This is a genomic window from Acinetobacter sp. YK3 (assembly GCF_001729365.1).
GTDB lineage: Bacteria > Pseudomonadota > Gammaproteobacteria > Pseudomonadales > Moraxellaceae > Acinetobacter > Acinetobacter vivianii.
The window spans coordinates 1-15,955 of sequence record NZ_LZPJ01000104.1; the positions used below are offsets into that span (position 1 = coordinate 1).

The following is a 15,955-nucleotide window of genomic DNA, read 5'->3' on the forward strand; positions in this document are numbered from 1 at the left end:
GATGCGAAGTTCGACAGCATTACCACGGGTGATACTGTATTGAACAACAACGGTTTGGTCATTAAAAATGGTCCAAGCATTACCAAAGATGGCATCAATGCGGGTAATAAAACGATTACCAATGTTGCTGATGGCGTAAATGGTAAAGATGCAGTCAATGTTGACCAGTTAAATAAATTGAAAGACCAGATCGGTAAAGATATCGGTAATCTTTCAGATAATGCGGTTCAATATGACAAAGACAAAGATGGCAATGTTGATAAGAACTCAGTGACTTTAGGTGGTGGCGATAAGGGCACTAACTTGAAGAATGTTGCTGATGGTAAGGTTGAGAAAGATTCTAAAGATGCGGTGAATGGTGGTCAGTTGTGGGATGTCAAACAGAATGTTGACAAGAACACAAATGATATTCAGAACATCCAGAATAATATCAACAACATCAACAATGGTAAGTCAGGTCTTGTTCAGCAACAGAAACCAAACGGTGAAATTACTGTTGGTAAAGACACTGGTGGTACAAGTGTCAATATGGCAGGTAAAGATGGCGACCGTGTTGTTAAAGGTGTCGCAGATGGAACCATTGCAAAAGACTCTAAAGAGGCTGTGAATGGTGGTCAGATCCATAATATCTCTGACAGCATCAAGAATATTATTGGTGGAAATACTTCAATCGATAAAGACGGTACGATCAAAACCAACAATATTGGTGGTACAGGTAAAGACACGATTCATGATGCGATTGGTACATTGAACCAGTCAAATCAGGAATTGGGTAACCGTATTACTAACCTTGGTGATCAGTTACAACAAGCTTTCTACGATACCAACCAACGTATTGATAGCGTAGAGAAAAAAGCCAATGCTGGTGTTGCAGCTGCGATGGCATTAGAGGCTGCTCCATTTGTTGCAGGTAAATATACCTATGCTGCGGGTGCTGCTTACCATGGCGGTGAAAACGCGGTCGGCGTAACTTTACGTAAAACTTCTGATAATGGTCGCTGGTCAATTACTGGTGGTGTTGCAGCAGCATCTCAAGGTGATCCAAGCGTACGTATCGGTATCAGCGGTGTAATCAACTAAGAAACTGGCGGGGAGAGCGCAGGCTCTCCTTACTCAACATATGAAGAGAGTAATGAAATGAAAAAAACGATTCAATGCTTAACAGTAGCAGCTCTTGCTGGTTTCTCAGTAGCGACTTATGCAGATGAAGATACAACTCCAGTTCAGCAAGAAGAAATCAAGTTTCCTGCGGTTGAAAAGAGTTATTTAAAACAGGTAAAACGTTATGAATATGACGATGTTGCCCGTTTAGATACAGGCTTAACCAAAGACCAGATTCGTCATTTATTGGGAAATCCTCAATTTAGCGAAGGCGTATTCTTTGTTAAGACCTGGAACTACGTTTTAGATATTCGCCAGCCGAATAGCCAAGACTATTTACGTTGCCAACTCCGCGTCGATTTTGACAAAAAATATTTGTCAGAAAGATTGTCATGGAAAGGTGAAGCATGTGAAGGCTTAATGGCTTGGGGTGCAAATAATCAGGTGCCTAACGATGCAAACGTAAATACTGCACGTTCTGGCAGCGTATTCTTTGCCTTTGATCGTTTTAATGCCAATGCAATTGAACAAGGTTCGGCTTCGGTATCAGCGATTGCACAACGTATTAAACAAAGCAATGCAACAGGCCCAATCCTTGTCGCTGGCTTTGCGGATCCATTAGGTAAATTTGCTTATAACCATCAATTATCAGCGCAACGTGCCAATACAGTCGCGAAGTTGCTGGTAAATGAAGGTGTTGATGCAAACCGTATTCAAATTCAAGCAAATAGCCAGACTGACTTATATCAGCAATGTACGGGTAATAAAGCCAACTATAAACTTGTTGGTTGTTTGGCACCAAACCGACGCGTTAACGTAAGCTGGTAAGCCAGTTCATCTTAAAAAATGGCTGCTTTAAAGTGGCCATTTTTTATGCCTTTATGAAATGATGCATCTGAAAGACAGTTAAACCGATGCATGAAGTAAAAAAATATTTTGTATGAATTTTGCGAAAATCTAATTTTTTGTGAACTGTTAGACAAAATGTGTAATTTTGCTTAATAAATGATCTAGAATGCAGCGCGTGAGATAACAGCTTTAGATGTCAATTATATGTATCTCAACCATTAAATCAGTATTTTTTAGCAGGAATGGTCTGCTTAGATTGACCATTTGCGGGGATAGAAGTTTAGCGACTTTAGAAAATACTTCACATTGCGATGACTTTTTAGAGAGAAAACGATGTTTGAATCAAAAAATCTAATTGTTCTGGATCAAATGCTTGTCTTAAAAAAAGAAGGTAAACGTGATTTAGTCTATGAGAATGATACGCTTCTCAAGGTCAAAATGATTTCTAACCAGCATATCGTGGTAGAAGATGATGCTCAGACCAGCTTTTTATTGAAACCTCAGGATGAAAATGTGGTTTGGTCATTTATTTAATCTGAAATACTTTGTATAAGCTGCTTGTTTCCACGTCATAGAAAGCAGCTTATTCGGCATATTTCAGTTGATTCGGCTTTCCAATAAAAATATCCGATAAACGTATTGCGCCTTTTCTAACACCACATCCTTTACCTGCTCAGCATCTTTTATGGCTAAAATGGGGCAGCTTGTTTATTTTGGCTCAATTGACACGCACCGACCAAATACAGTCAATTCTATTTTTATCTTTTCTCCTTAACTTGAATAAAACTGTTGGGAAATAGCTAAAAATGGATCGGTCTATGCACAATAATAAATTTATCAAATTCACAAAATCCTTTTTGACTCACTGCGTTCTGGCAAGCTCGATATTGCTGATGAATACCACTTATGCAGCGCCAGAAGGAAAGCTGGATTTAACACTGTCGACACATTCACAGAATAAGATCAAACAACTGTTGAATGATCCAAAAACATGGCAGCAGATTCCCAAGCAAGTCACTTTATGTGTGTTTTCACCCAATGGTGAACATAGCGAGGCTTTTGAACAGGCCACCAGTTATATCACTGAAATCCCCCGTATGGTTCGTGTCGCGAAGCAATTCGGTGTCAATATGAATGTGACCCGACCTTCGCATTTGCAATTCAAACTGGATTTTGATTATCCCAAATTAAAAAAAGAAGCCTCGACTTTGGTTAATCTAAAGGTCTATACCAACGAGGCGGTGCTTACGGAAGATTTTCGGAGTAAGCGTTGCGATGGGGCGGGGATTAGTAACCTTCGAGCCAAACAGTTTAATAAATTTGTAGGCAGTATCGATGCGATTGGTGCATTACAAACCTATAAGCAGCTCAGTTCTGTGATTCAGGTTTTGGCTAATCCAAAATTCGATGAAAAGATGGTGAATAAAGATTATGAGGTTGTTGGTATCGTGCCGTTGGGTGCGGCTTATATCATGGTGACTGATCGTAATATTAATACTTTGGCAAAAGCTGCTGGTAAGAAAGTAGCGGTATTTCAGTTCGATGAAACGCAAAAGAAACTGGTGCAGAATGTCGGAGCACAACCTGTATCTGTGGATTTGGTGACGGTAGGTGGAAAGTTTAATAATAAAGAAGTCGATATTATGGCTGGGCCAGCGATTTTATTTGAGCCATTGGAATTACAAAAGGGCATGACTGATAAATCAGGTAAAGCCGTTGGAGGCATCATTAAATTCCCTGTGATACAGGTCACAGGTACTCTGATTATGCATCGTAATAAATTTCCAGCAGGGATGGGCTCTATTGCACGTGAAGTGATTTCCAAACAGCTGAATCCAGCCTTTGAGTTTGTAGACAAGATTGAAGCCAATATCCCTGACAAGTTTTGGTTAAAACTGAATGAAAGTGATAAGCCTGGCTATGTGCGCTTGATGCGTGAAGCGCGGATTCAAATGACCAAAGAAGGCTTTTATGACAAGGATATGATGAAGTTATTAAAACAGGTACGTTGTTCACAAGAGCCAAGCAATTATGAATGTGCTTTGAAAGATGAGTGATAGATTTAATGTGATCTAAATGGAAATTGCTAAGAAAAAGATTTGGGAAGTAAACTTAAAATAATTTTCAAGTTTACTTCTTGATTTTAAAACCTAGCCAATTAATTGATAAGCACTGATATTGGCAGATTTATAATATCCAATGCGTTCATATACGGGCGCTCCAGCAGGTGTTGCATGCAATAGCGTTCGCGTTAAGCCTGTAGCCTTATAACCCTCTAGTAAAGCGTGACGCACAATCGTTTCGCTGTAGCCTTTGCGTTGTGCTTCTGGTCGGGTCGCGACCAAGGCCAAATAAAGGACATCACCGACAGGAGCGGCTGATGCTGCGCAAACAGGCTGATCATCAACATAGCCTACAAAAGAATATGCATGATCTATCCATACATTTCCTAGCGCATTACGACCCCATTCAACATCGAATCCATAAGCTAGACAGTTCATATCTGAAAATGCTCTTAGCTCTTTCGCAGAGCGAACACGTTTGACTTGTAGTTCAGGAATAGGATTGAGCTCAAGTGGAAGGATATCGCCAGCCATACTATCGAGTGTCATCACAAATTCTAATCCAGCATCTTTCAGAGTTTGATCAAATTTAAGCTTTGCTTCACCTGTTATTAAGTCATTACAGATATTAAGTAAACCGCCATGTTGTCTAGATCTCATGCGTGCTGCAACAGTATTTAAGTGTTGTTTTAAGGTGAGAGAATCATTGATTTCATCTGTTAGAAATGCAGCATTTGAAAAAGGGAATAATGAGTCTTCCCAACGCATTGCAATGCCAGTTTCTTCATGCTGATCTGCGGGAGTATTACTATTAAAAAGAGATTTCCATGCTGCCGTGTAACCGTTGATTGCTTCATGGAGTTCTTTTTTATTTACCATGTTGATTTGCCTTATGAAAGATTGAGTTTTTAAATATTAAGAATCTACTTTTATTTTTACTTTAGGGTCAATTTTTATTTTAAATACAAACTATAGCTGTATGCTTTTTAAGTCATTTAGCTTAAGCAAATGAATGATAGAATTTAAGTTATTACAGGGGAGCTTAGGTTTGGGGCGATTTAGAGGGCGGGAAACGATATACGGCAATATAACACAATATTTTTGGTGCCTACTATATGTCTATTTTTTATAAATTGAGTAGAAAAAGAAAGGTTTTAGAAAAAGATGGTTTGTTTTAAGTTGTTGTTTTTATATTAAAAAATAATGCTCCAGAGGTGCCGCTGCATGGTCGTTACCCTGAACCCGATGAGTTCAAGGTGGAGGTGACGCGTACTTAATGGGTTTCCTACTCGAGGCAGGCATACACTCAAAATACACAGAACACATCCATAAATTTAAGTATCGGCAGGGGAATAGACGTACTGGCGAACACCCTAGAGACAGTTTTAGTATAACTGATCTTTACACGATGACAATCCTTGCAAGGCAGTTATCTGTAAAGATACTTACTAATTGATGGGGCTTTGTGCAATTTTACTCAACAATTTGTTCGACGTCTTCCAAAATGGTTTGGAGTAGATGTTCACAGTGGGCATATTCCTGTAAAGACTTATTCAGGCTAAACACTTCCTGCGCCATTTGTAGCGCCACCATAATCACAAGCTTGTTATGTTCTACACGCGGTGCGTTGCGACGCATGTCATGAAACTTCTGATTCAATAATTCAGCGGCGCGTTCCAGCTCTTCACGTTTATCTTCAGTCGTGTTTAAACGAAAAGTCTGTTCAATTAAGCGAAGTTCGACAACGATTGATTCACTCATGATCAGGTCTCCTCGTGTGTTTCAGCATTTGGATGGGCGAGCTGCTGAATTTCTTGTGCATGTTGATCTTGGGCCGTACCTAAAATAGAAAGACGCTGGATAATGGCTTCCACTTTAGATTTTGCAAGTTCATTTTTTTGCAACAAACGATCACGATCCTGTTGTAAATCCTGAATTTCTTGTTGGCTATGACGCTGCTGTGCTTGTAATTTTTCTTTGTTCACACGTAAGTCATTACGCTCAGCCAAGATTTCCTGAAAGCGATTTTTTAAATCAGTGGTGCTTTTCTCTAAACGGCTATAACGTTCCGCTAAAGTTGTTGCATCTTGATTCAGTTGTTTAAATTGATCTTGTAACTGAGTCAGTTGTTCAGTTAAGTTATCAACTTCTTCCTGCTTTTGCGTGATGATGCTATTTTTTTGCACAACTTGTGCATGATGGTCAGTTTCAGCTAATTGTTTAGCTTCAGTGAGCGATGTATTTTCTCGCTCAAAGTGATGTAGGCGTGTTTTTAAAACACCAATATGCGCTTGTAGACGCTGTAATTGTTCTAACATAACGAAGGTCGCACAGAGTTGCAATCAAAGGTAATATATACAGCAGTATAGAGATTGGATAAACGAATGCAAGACGATATTTCAGGTTGGACGGAATGGAATGCCCATTTTGATGGGATTGAAGAAATTTCAAGTCCAAGTGAGTTACACGGTTTACTCACTGGTATAGTTTGTGTGACACAAGCGCCAACCGCAGATGAATGGTCACAAATCTTAAACACCCTTAATGTACCTGCTTTACAGCCAGAAGCACTGGAAAGTTTGACAGATGAAGCAGAAGATGTGGCGCATGCTTTATCTGATGATGAATTAGACTATTTACCAATGCTCCCAGATGACAATCATTTGCTGGTCGATCGTGTTCAGGCATTGGCTGACTGGTGTGCAGGGGTTGTACTTGGTTTTGGTTTGGCTTCAGGTCATATTCGTGGCGAGGAGCAAGAGCTGATTGAACATTTACAAGATGTTGCAGCGGTTGAGTTTGAAGACTCGGACAATGATGAAGAAGGCGAAGAAAGCTATCAGGAATTGTATGAGTTTGTACGCTTGATTCCGGTGAGCCTGTCGATTGGCCGTATCAAGATTCCTGTTGCTGAAAGTTCTTTGTTACAAAACTTTCATGCTAAAAGCAGAAACTCGGATAACCCAGCTGATCCGCAAACCGTGGTAGAAATGTTTACCCCACATCGTCCGAGTTAACTCGGGCGGTGCCTTAAACTTTTATAAATAAAGATACTTACAATTATTCATCTTCATCAGAAGGACAATATGAAATTAAGTCAGGCCGATTTTAAACTACGACGTGATCTTCTCGCTCAACAGATAGGCAGCAATAGCATTGCAATTATTGCGACGCGGGCAGAAATGTATCGTAACCGCGATGCGGATTATAAATATCGTGCCGACAGTAGTTTTTATTATCTGACTGGATTTGCAGAGCCAGAAGCAGTTGCCGTGATCGAAACCTTTGAAGAAGGGGAGGAATATAGCTATAGCTTATTCTGCCGCGGACGTAATCGTGAAATGGAAATCTGGAATGGCTATCGTGCAGGTATTGATGGTGCGATTGAAATTTATGATGCAGATGAAGCTTATGCAATTGATCTACTTGATGAAGAAATCATCGACAAATTATTGAATAAACAACGTCTTTACTATCGTATTGGGCAGAATGCTGAATTTGATGCGCGTGTCAGCCAGTGGATTCAGAAGGCGGATGCACATCGTGGGGGTACTGCGCCAGCAGAAGTAGTGCAACTAGATCGTATTGTTGATGAAATGCGTTTGAAAAAATCGGCACAAGAAATTGAGCTGATGCAGATTGCATCGAATATCAGTGCTGAAGCGCATACCCGTGCCATGCAAATGGTTAAACCTGAGATGATGGAATACGCGCTTGAAGCGGAACTCAATTATATCTTTGGTAAAAACGGCTGCGTGCCAGCCTATAACAGTATTGTAGGCGGCGGTGAAAATGCCTGTATTTTGCACTATGTTGAAAATAACCAGCCGTTAAAAGATGGTGATTTAGTGCTGATTGATGCAGCATGTGAATATGAGTTCTATGCATCGGACATTACCCGTACATTCCCTGTAAATGGTAAATTCAGCCCTGAACAAAAAGCATTATACAACGTGGTTCTTGATGCTCAGCTGGCTGCGATTGATGCAACCCGTATCGGCAATCCTTATAAATATCCGCATGAAGTGGCTGTGAAGATTTTAACTCAAGGTCTGGTTGATCTTGGTTTAATGAGTGGCAATGTGGATGAGCTGGTTGAAAGCGAAGCATTCCGTCAATTCTTTATGCATGGTACAGGGCATTGGCTTGGTATGGATGTGCATGATGTCGGCACTTATAAGAATGGCGAAGACTGGCGTGTTTATGAAGCTGGTATGGTTGTGACCGTTGAGCCAGGTTTATATGTGGCACCTGATGATGAAACGGTCGATGCAAAATGGCGTGGTATCGGCATTCGTATCGAGGACAATATTGTGGTCACTGAAAATGGCCCATTGGTTCTAACCAAGAATGTCGTGAAAACCGTTGAAGAAATTGAAAGTTTGATGGCAACGAATTAAGTTGAAGTTGAGAAAAAGGTCTATCGATTGATAGGCCTTTTTTATTTGCTTTGATGTTCAAAACAACTTTTGAATATATTTTAAAAACATAGACCAAACAAAGTACAAATTCCCTTCCTGATTTGAGTTAGAGTAAGATAGGCTAGGGTCTGTTGATATTTCACAAATGCTTGCGACAGTGGACATTTTTTAGGTGATACAAGGCATGGCTTATGTAATTTAGTCATTCTAAATAAATAAGCCATAACGCCGTAGCGTCAAAAAATGTCCCTGTCCCACAGGGTTGTGGCTAAAACTTCCTTAAACTTTGTTATGAAACTTGACAAGGGAGTTCGCCATTGCCTACGTTTCATGCCTCGTTCAAGTTGTTTTAGCCTACAACGCAACCATAGATGAAATATCAACAGACCCTTAACATCAAGTCATGAAAAACTGATAAGGAATAATATTATGCAGCAACAAGTCATCATTGTCGGTGGAGGTATGGTTGGACTCAGCCTTGCTCTAATGTTGGCGAAAGCTAATATCGCAGTAAAGCTATTAGAAGCTGTGAAATATCCGAATTATGATGACGAAAATGTTGCCCCTTATCATTCCAGTTTTGATGCGCGTAATACCGCCTTGTCACGTCGTAGTGTACAGATTTACCAAAAATTAGGCTTGTGGGATGCATTACAGCAACATGCGACACCAATTCTGCAAGTACATATTACTGAGCAAGGGAGTTTTGGTAAGGCACGCCTCGTCGCTGAACAAGAAAAAGTAGAAAGCTTTGGACAAGTGATTGAGAACGCATGGTTAGGCCGTGTATTGCTAACCCAAGTGCGTCAACAGCCGTTGATTGAATTGATTGATGGTGTCCAAGTGACCTCACTCACGCAAAATGAGGATGAGGTGCACATCGAAGCGATGCGCAATGGTGAATATATCCATTCCTTAAAATCCAAGTTGGTGATTGCTGCCGATGGTCGTGATTCATTCTGCCGACAAGCGATTGGCGTAGGTGTGGATGAGCATGATTATGACCAAGTCGCGATTGTGACTACCGTACAAACCTCTAAACCTCATCAGCACGTTGGTTTTGAGCGTTTTAGCGCATTAGGGCCATTGGCACTCTTACCTTTACCGGGTGAATATCGTCGCTCAGTGGTATGGCCTGTGAAGAAGGGCACTGAAGCAGAATGGTTAGGTGAAGAAAACGACCAGCACTTCCTTGATGCTTTACAGGAAACTTATGGTGACCGTGCTGGGAAATTTGAAAAAACGGGTAAGCGTTTTAGCTATCCACTGGCACAAGTGTTGGCGCATAAGCAGGCCGTTGGGCGTGTGGTGCTCATGGGTAATGCAGCACATACGATTCATCCAGTCGCCGGACAAGGTTTTAACCTGTGCTTGCGTGATGCGGATGTACTGGTTCGTTTCCTGATGGAGCAATTGGCGAAGTCAGATGATATTGGCGCACCTGAAAATTTATTGGCCTATGAGCAATCCCGTTTAAAGGATCAGCAACGTGTGATCAAGTTCTGTGATTCGGTGGTGCGTGGTTTTAGTAATCAGAATCCAATTCTTAAATTACTACGCAATACGGGACTGATTGCATTTGATGTGATTCCGGGCGTTAAGCCTTTGGTTGCCAATTATGCGATGGGACTAAAAGCATGAGTGAAATGTTAGATGTTGTCATTGTCGGTGGTGGTCTGGTTGGTGGTTTAACCGCTTTATTGTTGGCACAAGGGGGTGTGCAAGCGACGGTATTGGATGCTGCACCTGTGCTTGATCAGGATAAAACACTGGCAGTCATGAATCCTCGTGTATTGGCACTCAGTCAGGCGACGATTCACTTACTCAAAACGGTTGATGTCTGGAATGATTTAGCGCGCCAAATGCCTTATTCAGGCATGCAGGTCTGGAATAAAAATGGCTATGGCGAAATCAATTTTGGGCAGGTTTCTGAGCAGCCACCCCATTCAGATCAAGCATTGGGTTCAATGGTCGAACCGAGTGTCTTGAATGTTGCTATTCAACAGAAAATTTTGCAGCAACTTAAAGATTACCGTACTCAAGTCAAGGTGATTCGGATTGAACAGATTCCACAAGGCTGGTCGATTCAACTGGCGGATGGCACAACATTAAAAACGAAGTTGCTCATTGGTGCAGATGGTGCAAACTCTTTTGTCCGAGAGCAAGCCTATATCGATTTAGACGTCTTGGATTACAAACAGGCTGCCATCAGTTGTACGATTAAAACCACACAGCCTAATCAATATGTGGCTCGCCAGATTTTCTTGCCGACAGGCCCATTGGCTTATTTACCGATGGCAAGTCTGGATGCGCAGGAAAATGGTTACTGGCAGTCGATTGTCTGGACATTGCCCGATGATTATGCGGATGAATATTCAGCGCTTACTGATCAGGAATTTATGCAATTGCTGACTCAGGAAAGTTTACAGATGCTGGGTGAGGTGGTTGAAGTACGTTCCAGAGCACAATTCCCACTGAAAGCACGCGCAGCGCAACGTTATATTAAATCGGGGCTGGCATTGATTGGTGATGCAGCACATGTGATCCATCCTCTAGCAGGACAAGGCGTGAATATTGGTTGTCTGGATGCTGCCGTACTTTGTGATGTCTTACTGCATGATTTAAAGCGTGGTGTATGGGCCAATGAGCAAACCTTGCTGCGTTACGAGCACCAGCGTAAAGGCCAGAATGATGCGATGATGCATAGCATGTCTGCGATTGGCTGGCTGGAAAGTTCAGAGCTATTCCCGTTTGTGTGGGCGCGAAATTTTGGTCTTAAACAGGTGGAACAGTTTGACTGGTTCAAAGATCGTTTTATGCAGCAGGCGAACGGATTAGGTGCGTTGAAAGACACACAATATGCGTGCTAAAAAATAGTAGATATTTTTTAAACAATCATTTATAAATCAGAGTGAATTTGGTCGTAAAAAATACGATTTAATCAAGATTGTACTTTGCGAATTGACGAGAGCTTGCTAAATTTCACCAAGTTCTGATGACCAAATAGCGATGATGAGAAATTTAGTCATTGTGGGGAGATTAATATGACGGAAATGAATGATTACGACGAAAACACAGAAGATTCTGCTGTAGACGACGAAGAGGCGAAAGCCGCAGAAACTGGTGCAGATAGCGAAGAGTCGAGCGCCAATGATGCCGATCTTGCCGAAGCAGAAACGTTAACGGTGACTGCAAAGCAGAAACAACGTCAGGCTTTAGAAGATGAAGTGGCTGCGTTTCTTGCACGTGGTGGACGCATTACCGAAGTTCCGCCAGATGAACATCAAGATTAAGTCGAATAAAGACATCAGAAAAGCATCACGATTGTGGTGCTTTTTTGTGTTGATGTGATTCATGTTCACATTCGAGTGGCTGATGTAGTTCTTTTAAAATTCCACATTGTTCAATGGTACGGTGTTGAGAGCATTGTTGTTTTAAATGCGTTAGATCCTGCTTGAGATGTTCTAGGTTTCGGATCTTCTGAGAAACCTCGGCAAGATATTGATCAATCAGATGATCGACCTCCATGCAGGTTTGATTCGGGTTCTCTGACATATCCTTGAGCTTTTGAATATCCTGCAAGGTAATGCCCAGTTCACGACAATGCTTTAGAAAGAGAAGTTCTGACAGCATCTGTTCAGAATAATGTCGATAATTGCCCGCCGTGCGTTTGGCTTTCTCAAGCAGTCCAATTTTTTCATAATAACGAATCGTATCCACAGATACGCCAGACTTTTTTGCCAATTGCCCAATTGTAAAATTTATCATGCTTGACTCTGGAGTTACTCTAGGGTTTTAAATCACTATAAAAGATTAAGTGAGAAAAGTCATGGCAGGATGTGGATGCAACACAACATGTTCACCAACACAGAAGATTAGTCCTAAGTTTCGTAGAGCTTTGTGGATCGCGCTCGTTCTAAATGCGCTGATGTTCTTTGTGGAAATTATTGGTGGTTCACATGCACGCTCTGTATCGTTATGGGCCGATGCGCTAGATTTTGCAGGTGATGCGGCTAACTATGCCATTTCATTGGCAGTGCTATCTATGACTTTGTATTGGCGCGCGACCGCAGCTTTAGTTAAAGGAATTACTATGGCGGCATTTGGTATTTTTGTGATTGTTAAAGTGTTTTGGTCATGGTGGCTGGGTGTTACACCTGAACCAATGCTCATGGGGGCGATTGGTGTACTTGCACTGGCGGTGAATGTGGTTTCTGCACTCCTGCTTTATGCATTCCGTGATGGTGATGCCAATATGCGTTCAGTGTGGTTGTGCAGCCGTAATGATGCAATTGCCAATATCGCGATTATTATTGCAGCTGTCGGCGTTTTTGGAACTGGAACCATGTTTCCAGATTTACTGGTCGCTTTTGTGATTGTTTATCTTGGTGTGTCTTCGGGGCTGAGCGTAATTAAGCAGGCGAGGGCGGAAAGAAAAATGGATCAAGCTAATATCATGACCAAGGCTTAATATATTGTTCTTATTGCATATTTAAATGATAAGGGGAGATTTTTATAATCTCCCCTTATGTTTTATTCATTATTTTGGGTGAGTTCCAAAGCGCGCTGGTAAGCGACTTTCTTTTTAATACCAGTCAAATCCGCAGCCAGTTGCGACGCCGCTTTGACTGATAAATCTTGTAATAAGCGTTTTAACAACTCATCCAGTTTATCCTGTTCCATGTCTTTTTCTGCGGATGCACCGCCGACCACGACCACGATTTCACCTTTTTCTTGGTTATGATCATTTTCAATAAAAGTGACCAGTTCTTTTAAGGTCATTTTCTTGATGGTTTCAAATGTCTTGGTGATTTCACGTGCAAAGCCAACAGGACGATCTTCACCAAAGACCTGAACCATATCTTGAATACACGCCAGAATACGGTGGGGCGCTTCATAGAAAATCAGGGTTTGGGTTTCATCTTTGAGCTTTTCAAGCTGGCCAATTCGTTGTGATGCCTTGGATGGCAAGAAGCCTTCAAAGCTAAAACGGTCACTTGGTAAACCCACCGCACTTAATGCAGCAATTGCAGCACAGGCACCAGGCACAGGAATCACGCGAATGCCGTGTTCTTGGGCAGCACGAACCAGTTTAAAACCGGGATCGCTAATCAGGGGCGTTCCAGCATCACTAATTAAGGCAACACTCTCACCATTTAGCATTTTTTGGAGAAGTTGATCAATTTTGTTACTTTCGTTGTGATCATGACACGCTGTTAGCGGAGTTGAGATATTATAGTGTTTGAATAATTGAGCAGATTGACGAGTGTCTTCTGCGGCAACCACCGAAACGGATTTTAATATATCAATTGCACGAAAGGTCATGTCATCTAAGTGCCCAATCGGGGTTGCTACAACAAATAATTGAGCACTCATAAAAGGTAACTCCCTAATGTATTACAAAAAATATTGGCTGCTACTCAGTTTGGCAGCAATTGTGAGTCCAGTTTATGCGGACGTACTGGTGATTCTACCTGAATCTGGTGCGATGGCGCGAGCTGGTCAGAGCATCAAACGCGGTTTCTTGAGTGCTTATACAGCATCTGGTAGTAAAGAAAAAATCATTTTTGTAGATTCCGCAAAAAATAACATCGATACGATCTTCAAAAAGCGGGTCAATAACAAAACTCGTTTGATTGTTGGCCCATTGGCTCGGCCTGATATTGAAAATGTGATGCAGCGTAATCCAGCGATCCCAGTATTGGCATTGAATGATATGAATTCCCAAGCCACCAATGTCTGGCAGTTCAGTCTGGCCAAGCAGCATGATGCAGTGGCGCTGAATCAATTATTGAAAAAAGACAAAATTAAAAAGCTGCTGGTGGTGCGTCAGGCGGGCACAGAGTCAGCAACAGAGCTATTTATGATGGCATTGATGGCTGAGTTTGGTTCAGATATTCATGTGGTCAATGAAGTCCCTAAAAAACTGTCACGTCGAGAAGGGCTGTTATTGCTCGGTGATCATCAATGGCTAGAACAATTGGGAACACTGCCAGAAAAGAATATTTATGCGACAGCACTGAGTATTGAGCAGGATAAACCGATTCCTACAGGATTAAGCTTCTGTGATACGCCTGCTTTATATAATGGGCATTGGGCTGATGTTGTCAAAGCTTATAAAGAGCAACCTGAAAATATGGCTTTCCAGCGTTTATTGGCTTTCGGTGGAGATGCCTGGACCATCAGTCAGCAATTTCTCAGCAGTCCTGACCGCAAGTTTAATTTTGAAGGTCGTACTGGGGCAATTGAGGTGAAGGACGGTAAAATTTACCGACAACCGTATTGTTATCAACAGCAGAAAAATGGCATTCAGGTGTTGAAATAAGTTGACCGATCTATGCAACAGACATTTCAGGATTTAGGGCAATGGGCTGAACAGACAGCGCTTGCCTTTTTACAATCACATGATTATGAATGTGTAACGCAAAATTATCATTCACGTTATGGCGAAATTGATCTTATTGTCCAGCGACAGCAGGAGCTGGTTTTTGTTGAAGTCAAAGCCAGATCGGCTGGAAGTTATGCCGAAGCATGTGAGGTCATTTCCCCAACTCAACAGCGAAAAATTATTAAAACTGCACAGCTATTTTTACAGAAATATCCTAAATATTATGACTTTGATTGCCGTTTTGATGTGATTTGTTTTGATTTTCCACAGAAAATTGCAAAAACAGTACAACCAGATTTTTCAAAATTGCAGTATGATCAGCAATGGATTGAACATGCATTTACTTTAGATGGGTGAATGTACGGTCTAAAGCTAAATATTGAAATTGAACAAATTTGTTTGTAGTTAGGGAGTCTTGCCAAGTGTTAAAACGTTTAACGATTACGTTGCTTTGCGCTGCAAGTTTATCGGGATGTGCGAGTTTTATTTCTGGTGGTACGGGAACGTCGCCAGTTGGAACAAATAGTGGTGAACGTAGTCTAGGGCAGATTTTTATTGATTCTTCAATCAAGCGTACTGCAAATATCAATTTGTATAAATTAGACCACCGTTTTAAACAGTCACGTATCAACATTGAAAGTTTTCACAGCAATGTTTTATTGACAGGACAAGTGCCTGATCCATATTTGAAACAGCTGGCTGAAGACAACTTGCGCTCAATGACGGATGTTAAAGCAGTACACAACTATATTACGGTAGGCGACAAAGTTGGCTACAACACCATCATGCAAGATGCGACGGTGACTGCAAATACTCGCGGCTTGTTAATGAAAGCACCAGTGGTATCGGACAGTAAAGTACTGGTACATACAGAAAATGGTGTGCTGTATGTGATGGGACGTTTAAATACAGCTGAATCACGAGATTTGGATGATGTCTTACAAAAAGTTGGAAATGTGACTAAAATTGTGACGCTCATTGACAATGTGGACCAGCCTTCAGGTACTGTAGCGAGTTCAACAGCAGCAGCCCCAATGGTGGGTACTGCGACGACACAGCCTTTAGTTGAGACACCTGTTGCAATTGACCCAGATCAGGCGGACCCTGCGACCATTACTCCAACTAATCCTTAA

The 15,955-nt window shown here is 41.5% G+C and carries 18 protein-coding genes and 1 other RNA gene; 13 read left to right on the forward strand and 6 right to left on the reverse strand.

The window, feature by feature from the left end:
* The 4 genes from A9Z07_RS12070 to A9Z07_RS12085 form a co-directional block, all read left to right on the forward strand.
* On the forward strand, window positions 1–1,080 hold a 1,080-nt coding region (locus A9Z07_RS12070), incomplete at its 5' end, for a YadA-like family protein (protein WP_171258977.1).
* 57 nt (window positions 1,081–1,137) lie between these two features.
* Window positions 1,138–1,929 (forward strand): trimeric autotransporter adhesin/peptidogylcan-associated protein TpgA, encoded by a 792-nt coding sequence (tpgA, locus tag A9Z07_RS12075; protein ID WP_069578918.1) that lies wholly within the window; start codon window positions 1,138–1,140, stop codon window positions 1,927–1,929.
* A gap of 354 nt (window positions 1,930–2,283) precedes the next feature.
* Complete coding sequence (locus A9Z07_RS12080; RefSeq protein ID WP_004773777.1) at window positions 2,284–2,484, forward strand: hypothetical protein; 201 nt, start codon at window positions 2,284–2,286, stop codon at window positions 2,482–2,484.
* A gap of 284 nt (window positions 2,485–2,768) precedes the next feature.
* Window positions 2,769–4,007, forward strand: coding sequence for a putative solute-binding protein (locus A9Z07_RS12085; protein WP_004773776.1), 1,239 nt, complete (start codon window positions 2,769–2,771; stop codon window positions 4,005–4,007).
* 93 nt (window positions 4,008–4,100) lie between these two features.
* Here the strand turns inward: A9Z07_RS12085 and A9Z07_RS12090 are convergent, their stop codons facing one another.
* The 4 genes from A9Z07_RS12090 to A9Z07_RS12105 form a co-directional block, all read right to left on the reverse strand.
* A complete protein-coding gene (locus A9Z07_RS12090; RefSeq protein ID WP_069578920.1) occupies window positions 4,101–4,892 on the reverse strand; it encodes a GNAT family N-acetyltransferase in 792 nt (263 codons plus the stop codon).
* Between the two features lie 322 nt (window positions 4,893–5,214).
* Window positions 5,215–5,396: non-coding RNA, 6S RNA (gene ssrS / locus A9Z07_RS12095), on the reverse strand.
* A 90-nt stretch (window positions 5,397–5,486) separates the two neighbouring features.
* Complete coding sequence (locus A9Z07_RS12100) at window positions 5,487–5,774, reverse strand: cell division protein ZapA (RefSeq protein ID WP_005258901.1); 288 nt, start codon at window positions 5,772–5,774, stop codon at window positions 5,487–5,489.
* A 2-nt stretch (window positions 5,775–5,776) separates the two neighbouring features.
* Window positions 5,777–6,331, reverse strand: a complete 555-nt coding sequence (locus tag A9Z07_RS12105) for a hypothetical protein (RefSeq protein WP_004773773.1) — start codon at window positions 6,329–6,331, stop codon at window positions 5,777–5,779.
* Window positions 6,332–6,397: 66 nt separating this feature from the next.
* Between A9Z07_RS12105 and A9Z07_RS12110 the strand changes: the two genes are divergently transcribed.
* The 5 genes from A9Z07_RS12110 to A9Z07_RS12130 all read left to right on the forward strand — a co-directional run bounded on the left by A9Z07_RS12110 (window position 6,398) and on the right by A9Z07_RS12130 (window position 11,727).
* Window positions 6,398–7,030, forward strand: coding sequence for a UPF0149 family protein (locus A9Z07_RS12110; protein ID WP_069578923.1), 633 nt, complete (start codon window positions 6,398–6,400; stop codon window positions 7,028–7,030).
* 69 nt (window positions 7,031–7,099) lie between these two features.
* Window positions 7,100–8,413: an aminopeptidase P N-terminal domain-containing protein gene (locus A9Z07_RS12115; protein WP_069578924.1), complete on the forward strand. Its 1,314-nt coding sequence runs from the start codon at window positions 7,100–7,102 to the stop codon at window positions 8,411–8,413.
* A 450-nt stretch (window positions 8,414–8,863) separates the two neighbouring features.
* On the forward strand, window positions 8,864–10,075 hold the full coding sequence (gene ubiH, locus A9Z07_RS12120) for a 2-octaprenyl-6-methoxyphenyl hydroxylase (protein WP_069578926.1): 1,212 nt from the start codon (window positions 8,864–8,866) through the stop codon (window positions 10,073–10,075).
* A complete protein-coding gene (locus A9Z07_RS12125) occupies window positions 10,072–11,304 on the forward strand; it encodes an FAD-dependent monooxygenase (protein WP_069578928.1) in 1,233 nt (410 codons plus the stop codon). The genes ubiH and A9Z07_RS12125 overlap by 4 nt, the downstream gene beginning before the upstream one ends.
* A gap of 174 nt (window positions 11,305–11,478) precedes the next feature.
* A complete protein-coding gene (locus A9Z07_RS12130; protein WP_005258891.1) occupies window positions 11,479–11,727 on the forward strand; it encodes a hypothetical protein in 249 nt (82 codons plus the stop codon).
* A gap of 25 nt (window positions 11,728–11,752) precedes the next feature.
* On the opposite strand, the gene A9Z07_RS12135 is transcribed toward A9Z07_RS12130, so the two are convergent.
* Window positions 11,753–12,202, reverse strand: a complete 450-nt coding sequence (locus A9Z07_RS12135; protein WP_005258889.1) for a MerR family transcriptional regulator — start codon at window positions 12,200–12,202, stop codon at window positions 11,753–11,755.
* A gap of 61 nt (window positions 12,203–12,263) precedes the next feature.
* Here A9Z07_RS12135 and A9Z07_RS12140 point away from each other — a divergent pair, with 61 nt between their 5' ends.
* Window positions 12,264–12,905: a cation transporter gene (locus tag A9Z07_RS12140; RefSeq protein WP_069578930.1), complete on the forward strand. Its 642-nt coding sequence runs from the start codon at window positions 12,264–12,266 to the stop codon at window positions 12,903–12,905.
* A gap of 62 nt (window positions 12,906–12,967) precedes the next feature.
* Here the strand turns inward: A9Z07_RS12140 and rsmI are convergent, their stop codons facing one another.
* Window positions 12,968–13,810 (reverse strand): 16S rRNA (cytidine(1402)-2'-O)-methyltransferase, encoded by an 843-nt coding sequence (gene rsmI / locus A9Z07_RS12145; protein WP_005258885.1) that lies wholly within the window; start codon window positions 13,808–13,810, stop codon window positions 12,968–12,970.
* A gap of 16 nt (window positions 13,811–13,826) precedes the next feature.
* Between rsmI and A9Z07_RS12150 the strand changes: the two genes are divergently transcribed.
* From A9Z07_RS12150 to A9Z07_RS12160, 3 genes are all read left to right on the forward strand, one after another.
* The gene (locus tag A9Z07_RS12150) at window positions 13,827–14,759 is read left to right on the forward strand and encodes a penicillin-binding protein activator (RefSeq protein WP_069578931.1); all 933 of its coding nucleotides are present in this window, start codon (window positions 13,827–13,829) and stop codon (window positions 14,757–14,759) included.
* 12 nt (window positions 14,760–14,771) lie between these two features.
* Window positions 14,772–15,179, forward strand: a complete 408-nt coding sequence (locus A9Z07_RS12155) for a YraN family protein (RefSeq protein WP_005258881.1) — start codon at window positions 14,772–14,774, stop codon at window positions 15,177–15,179.
* Between the two features lie 65 nt (window positions 15,180–15,244).
* Window positions 15,245–15,955: a BON domain-containing protein gene (locus tag A9Z07_RS12160; protein WP_004773756.1), complete on the forward strand. Its 711-nt coding sequence runs from the start codon at window positions 15,245–15,247 to the stop codon at window positions 15,953–15,955.

What these genes read in the sequence shown, in the direction of transcription:
- A9Z07_RS12135 (WP_005258889.1), bottom strand. Translation starts at nt 12,202, where the DNA reads ATGATAAATTTTACAATTGGGCAATTGGCAAAAAAGTCTGGCGTATCT.
- A9Z07_RS12110 (WP_069578923.1), top strand. Translation starts at nt 6,398, where the DNA reads ATGCAAGACGATATTTCAGGTTGGACGGAATGGAATGCCCATTTTGAT.
- ubiH (WP_069578926.1), top strand. Translation starts at nt 8,864, where the DNA reads ATGCAGCAACAAGTCATCATTGTCGGTGGAGGTATGGTTGGACTCAGC.
- A9Z07_RS12150 (WP_069578931.1), top strand. Translation starts at nt 13,827, where the DNA reads ATGTATTACAAAAAATATTGGCTGCTACTCAGTTTGGCAGCAATTGTG.
- rsmI (WP_005258885.1), bottom strand. Translation starts at nt 13,810, where the DNA reads ATGAGTGCTCAATTATTTGTTGTAGCAACCCCGATTGGGCACTTAGAT.
- A9Z07_RS12140 (WP_069578930.1), top strand. Translation starts at nt 12,264, where the DNA reads ATGGCAGGATGTGGATGCAACACAACATGTTCACCAACACAGAAGATT.
- A9Z07_RS12125 (WP_069578928.1), top strand. Translation starts at nt 10,072, where the DNA reads ATGAGTGAAATGTTAGATGTTGTCATTGTCGGTGGTGGTCTGGTTGGT.
- A9Z07_RS12100 (WP_005258901.1), bottom strand. Translation starts at nt 5,774, where the DNA reads ATGAGTGAATCAATCGTTGTCGAACTTCGCTTAATTGAACAGACTTTT.
- A9Z07_RS12080 (WP_004773777.1), top strand. Translation starts at nt 2,284, where the DNA reads ATGTTTGAATCAAAAAATCTAATTGTTCTGGATCAAATGCTTGTCTTA.
- tpgA (WP_069578918.1), top strand. Translation starts at nt 1,138, where the DNA reads ATGAAAAAAACGATTCAATGCTTAACAGTAGCAGCTCTTGCTGGTTTC.
- A9Z07_RS12115 (WP_069578924.1), top strand. Translation starts at nt 7,100, where the DNA reads ATGAAATTAAGTCAGGCCGATTTTAAACTACGACGTGATCTTCTCGCT.
- A9Z07_RS12155 (WP_005258881.1), top strand. Translation starts at nt 14,772, where the DNA reads ATGCAACAGACATTTCAGGATTTAGGGCAATGGGCTGAACAGACAGCG.
- A9Z07_RS12130 (WP_005258891.1), top strand. Translation starts at nt 11,479, where the DNA reads ATGACGGAAATGAATGATTACGACGAAAACACAGAAGATTCTGCTGTA.
- A9Z07_RS12105 (WP_004773773.1), bottom strand. Translation starts at nt 6,331, where the DNA reads ATGTTAGAACAATTACAGCGTCTACAAGCGCATATTGGTGTTTTAAAA.
- A9Z07_RS12090 (WP_069578920.1), bottom strand. Translation starts at nt 4,892, where the DNA reads ATGGTAAATAAAAAAGAACTCCATGAAGCAATCAACGGTTACACGGCA.
- A9Z07_RS12085 (WP_004773776.1), top strand. Translation starts at nt 2,769, where the DNA reads ATGCACAATAATAAATTTATCAAATTCACAAAATCCTTTTTGACTCAC.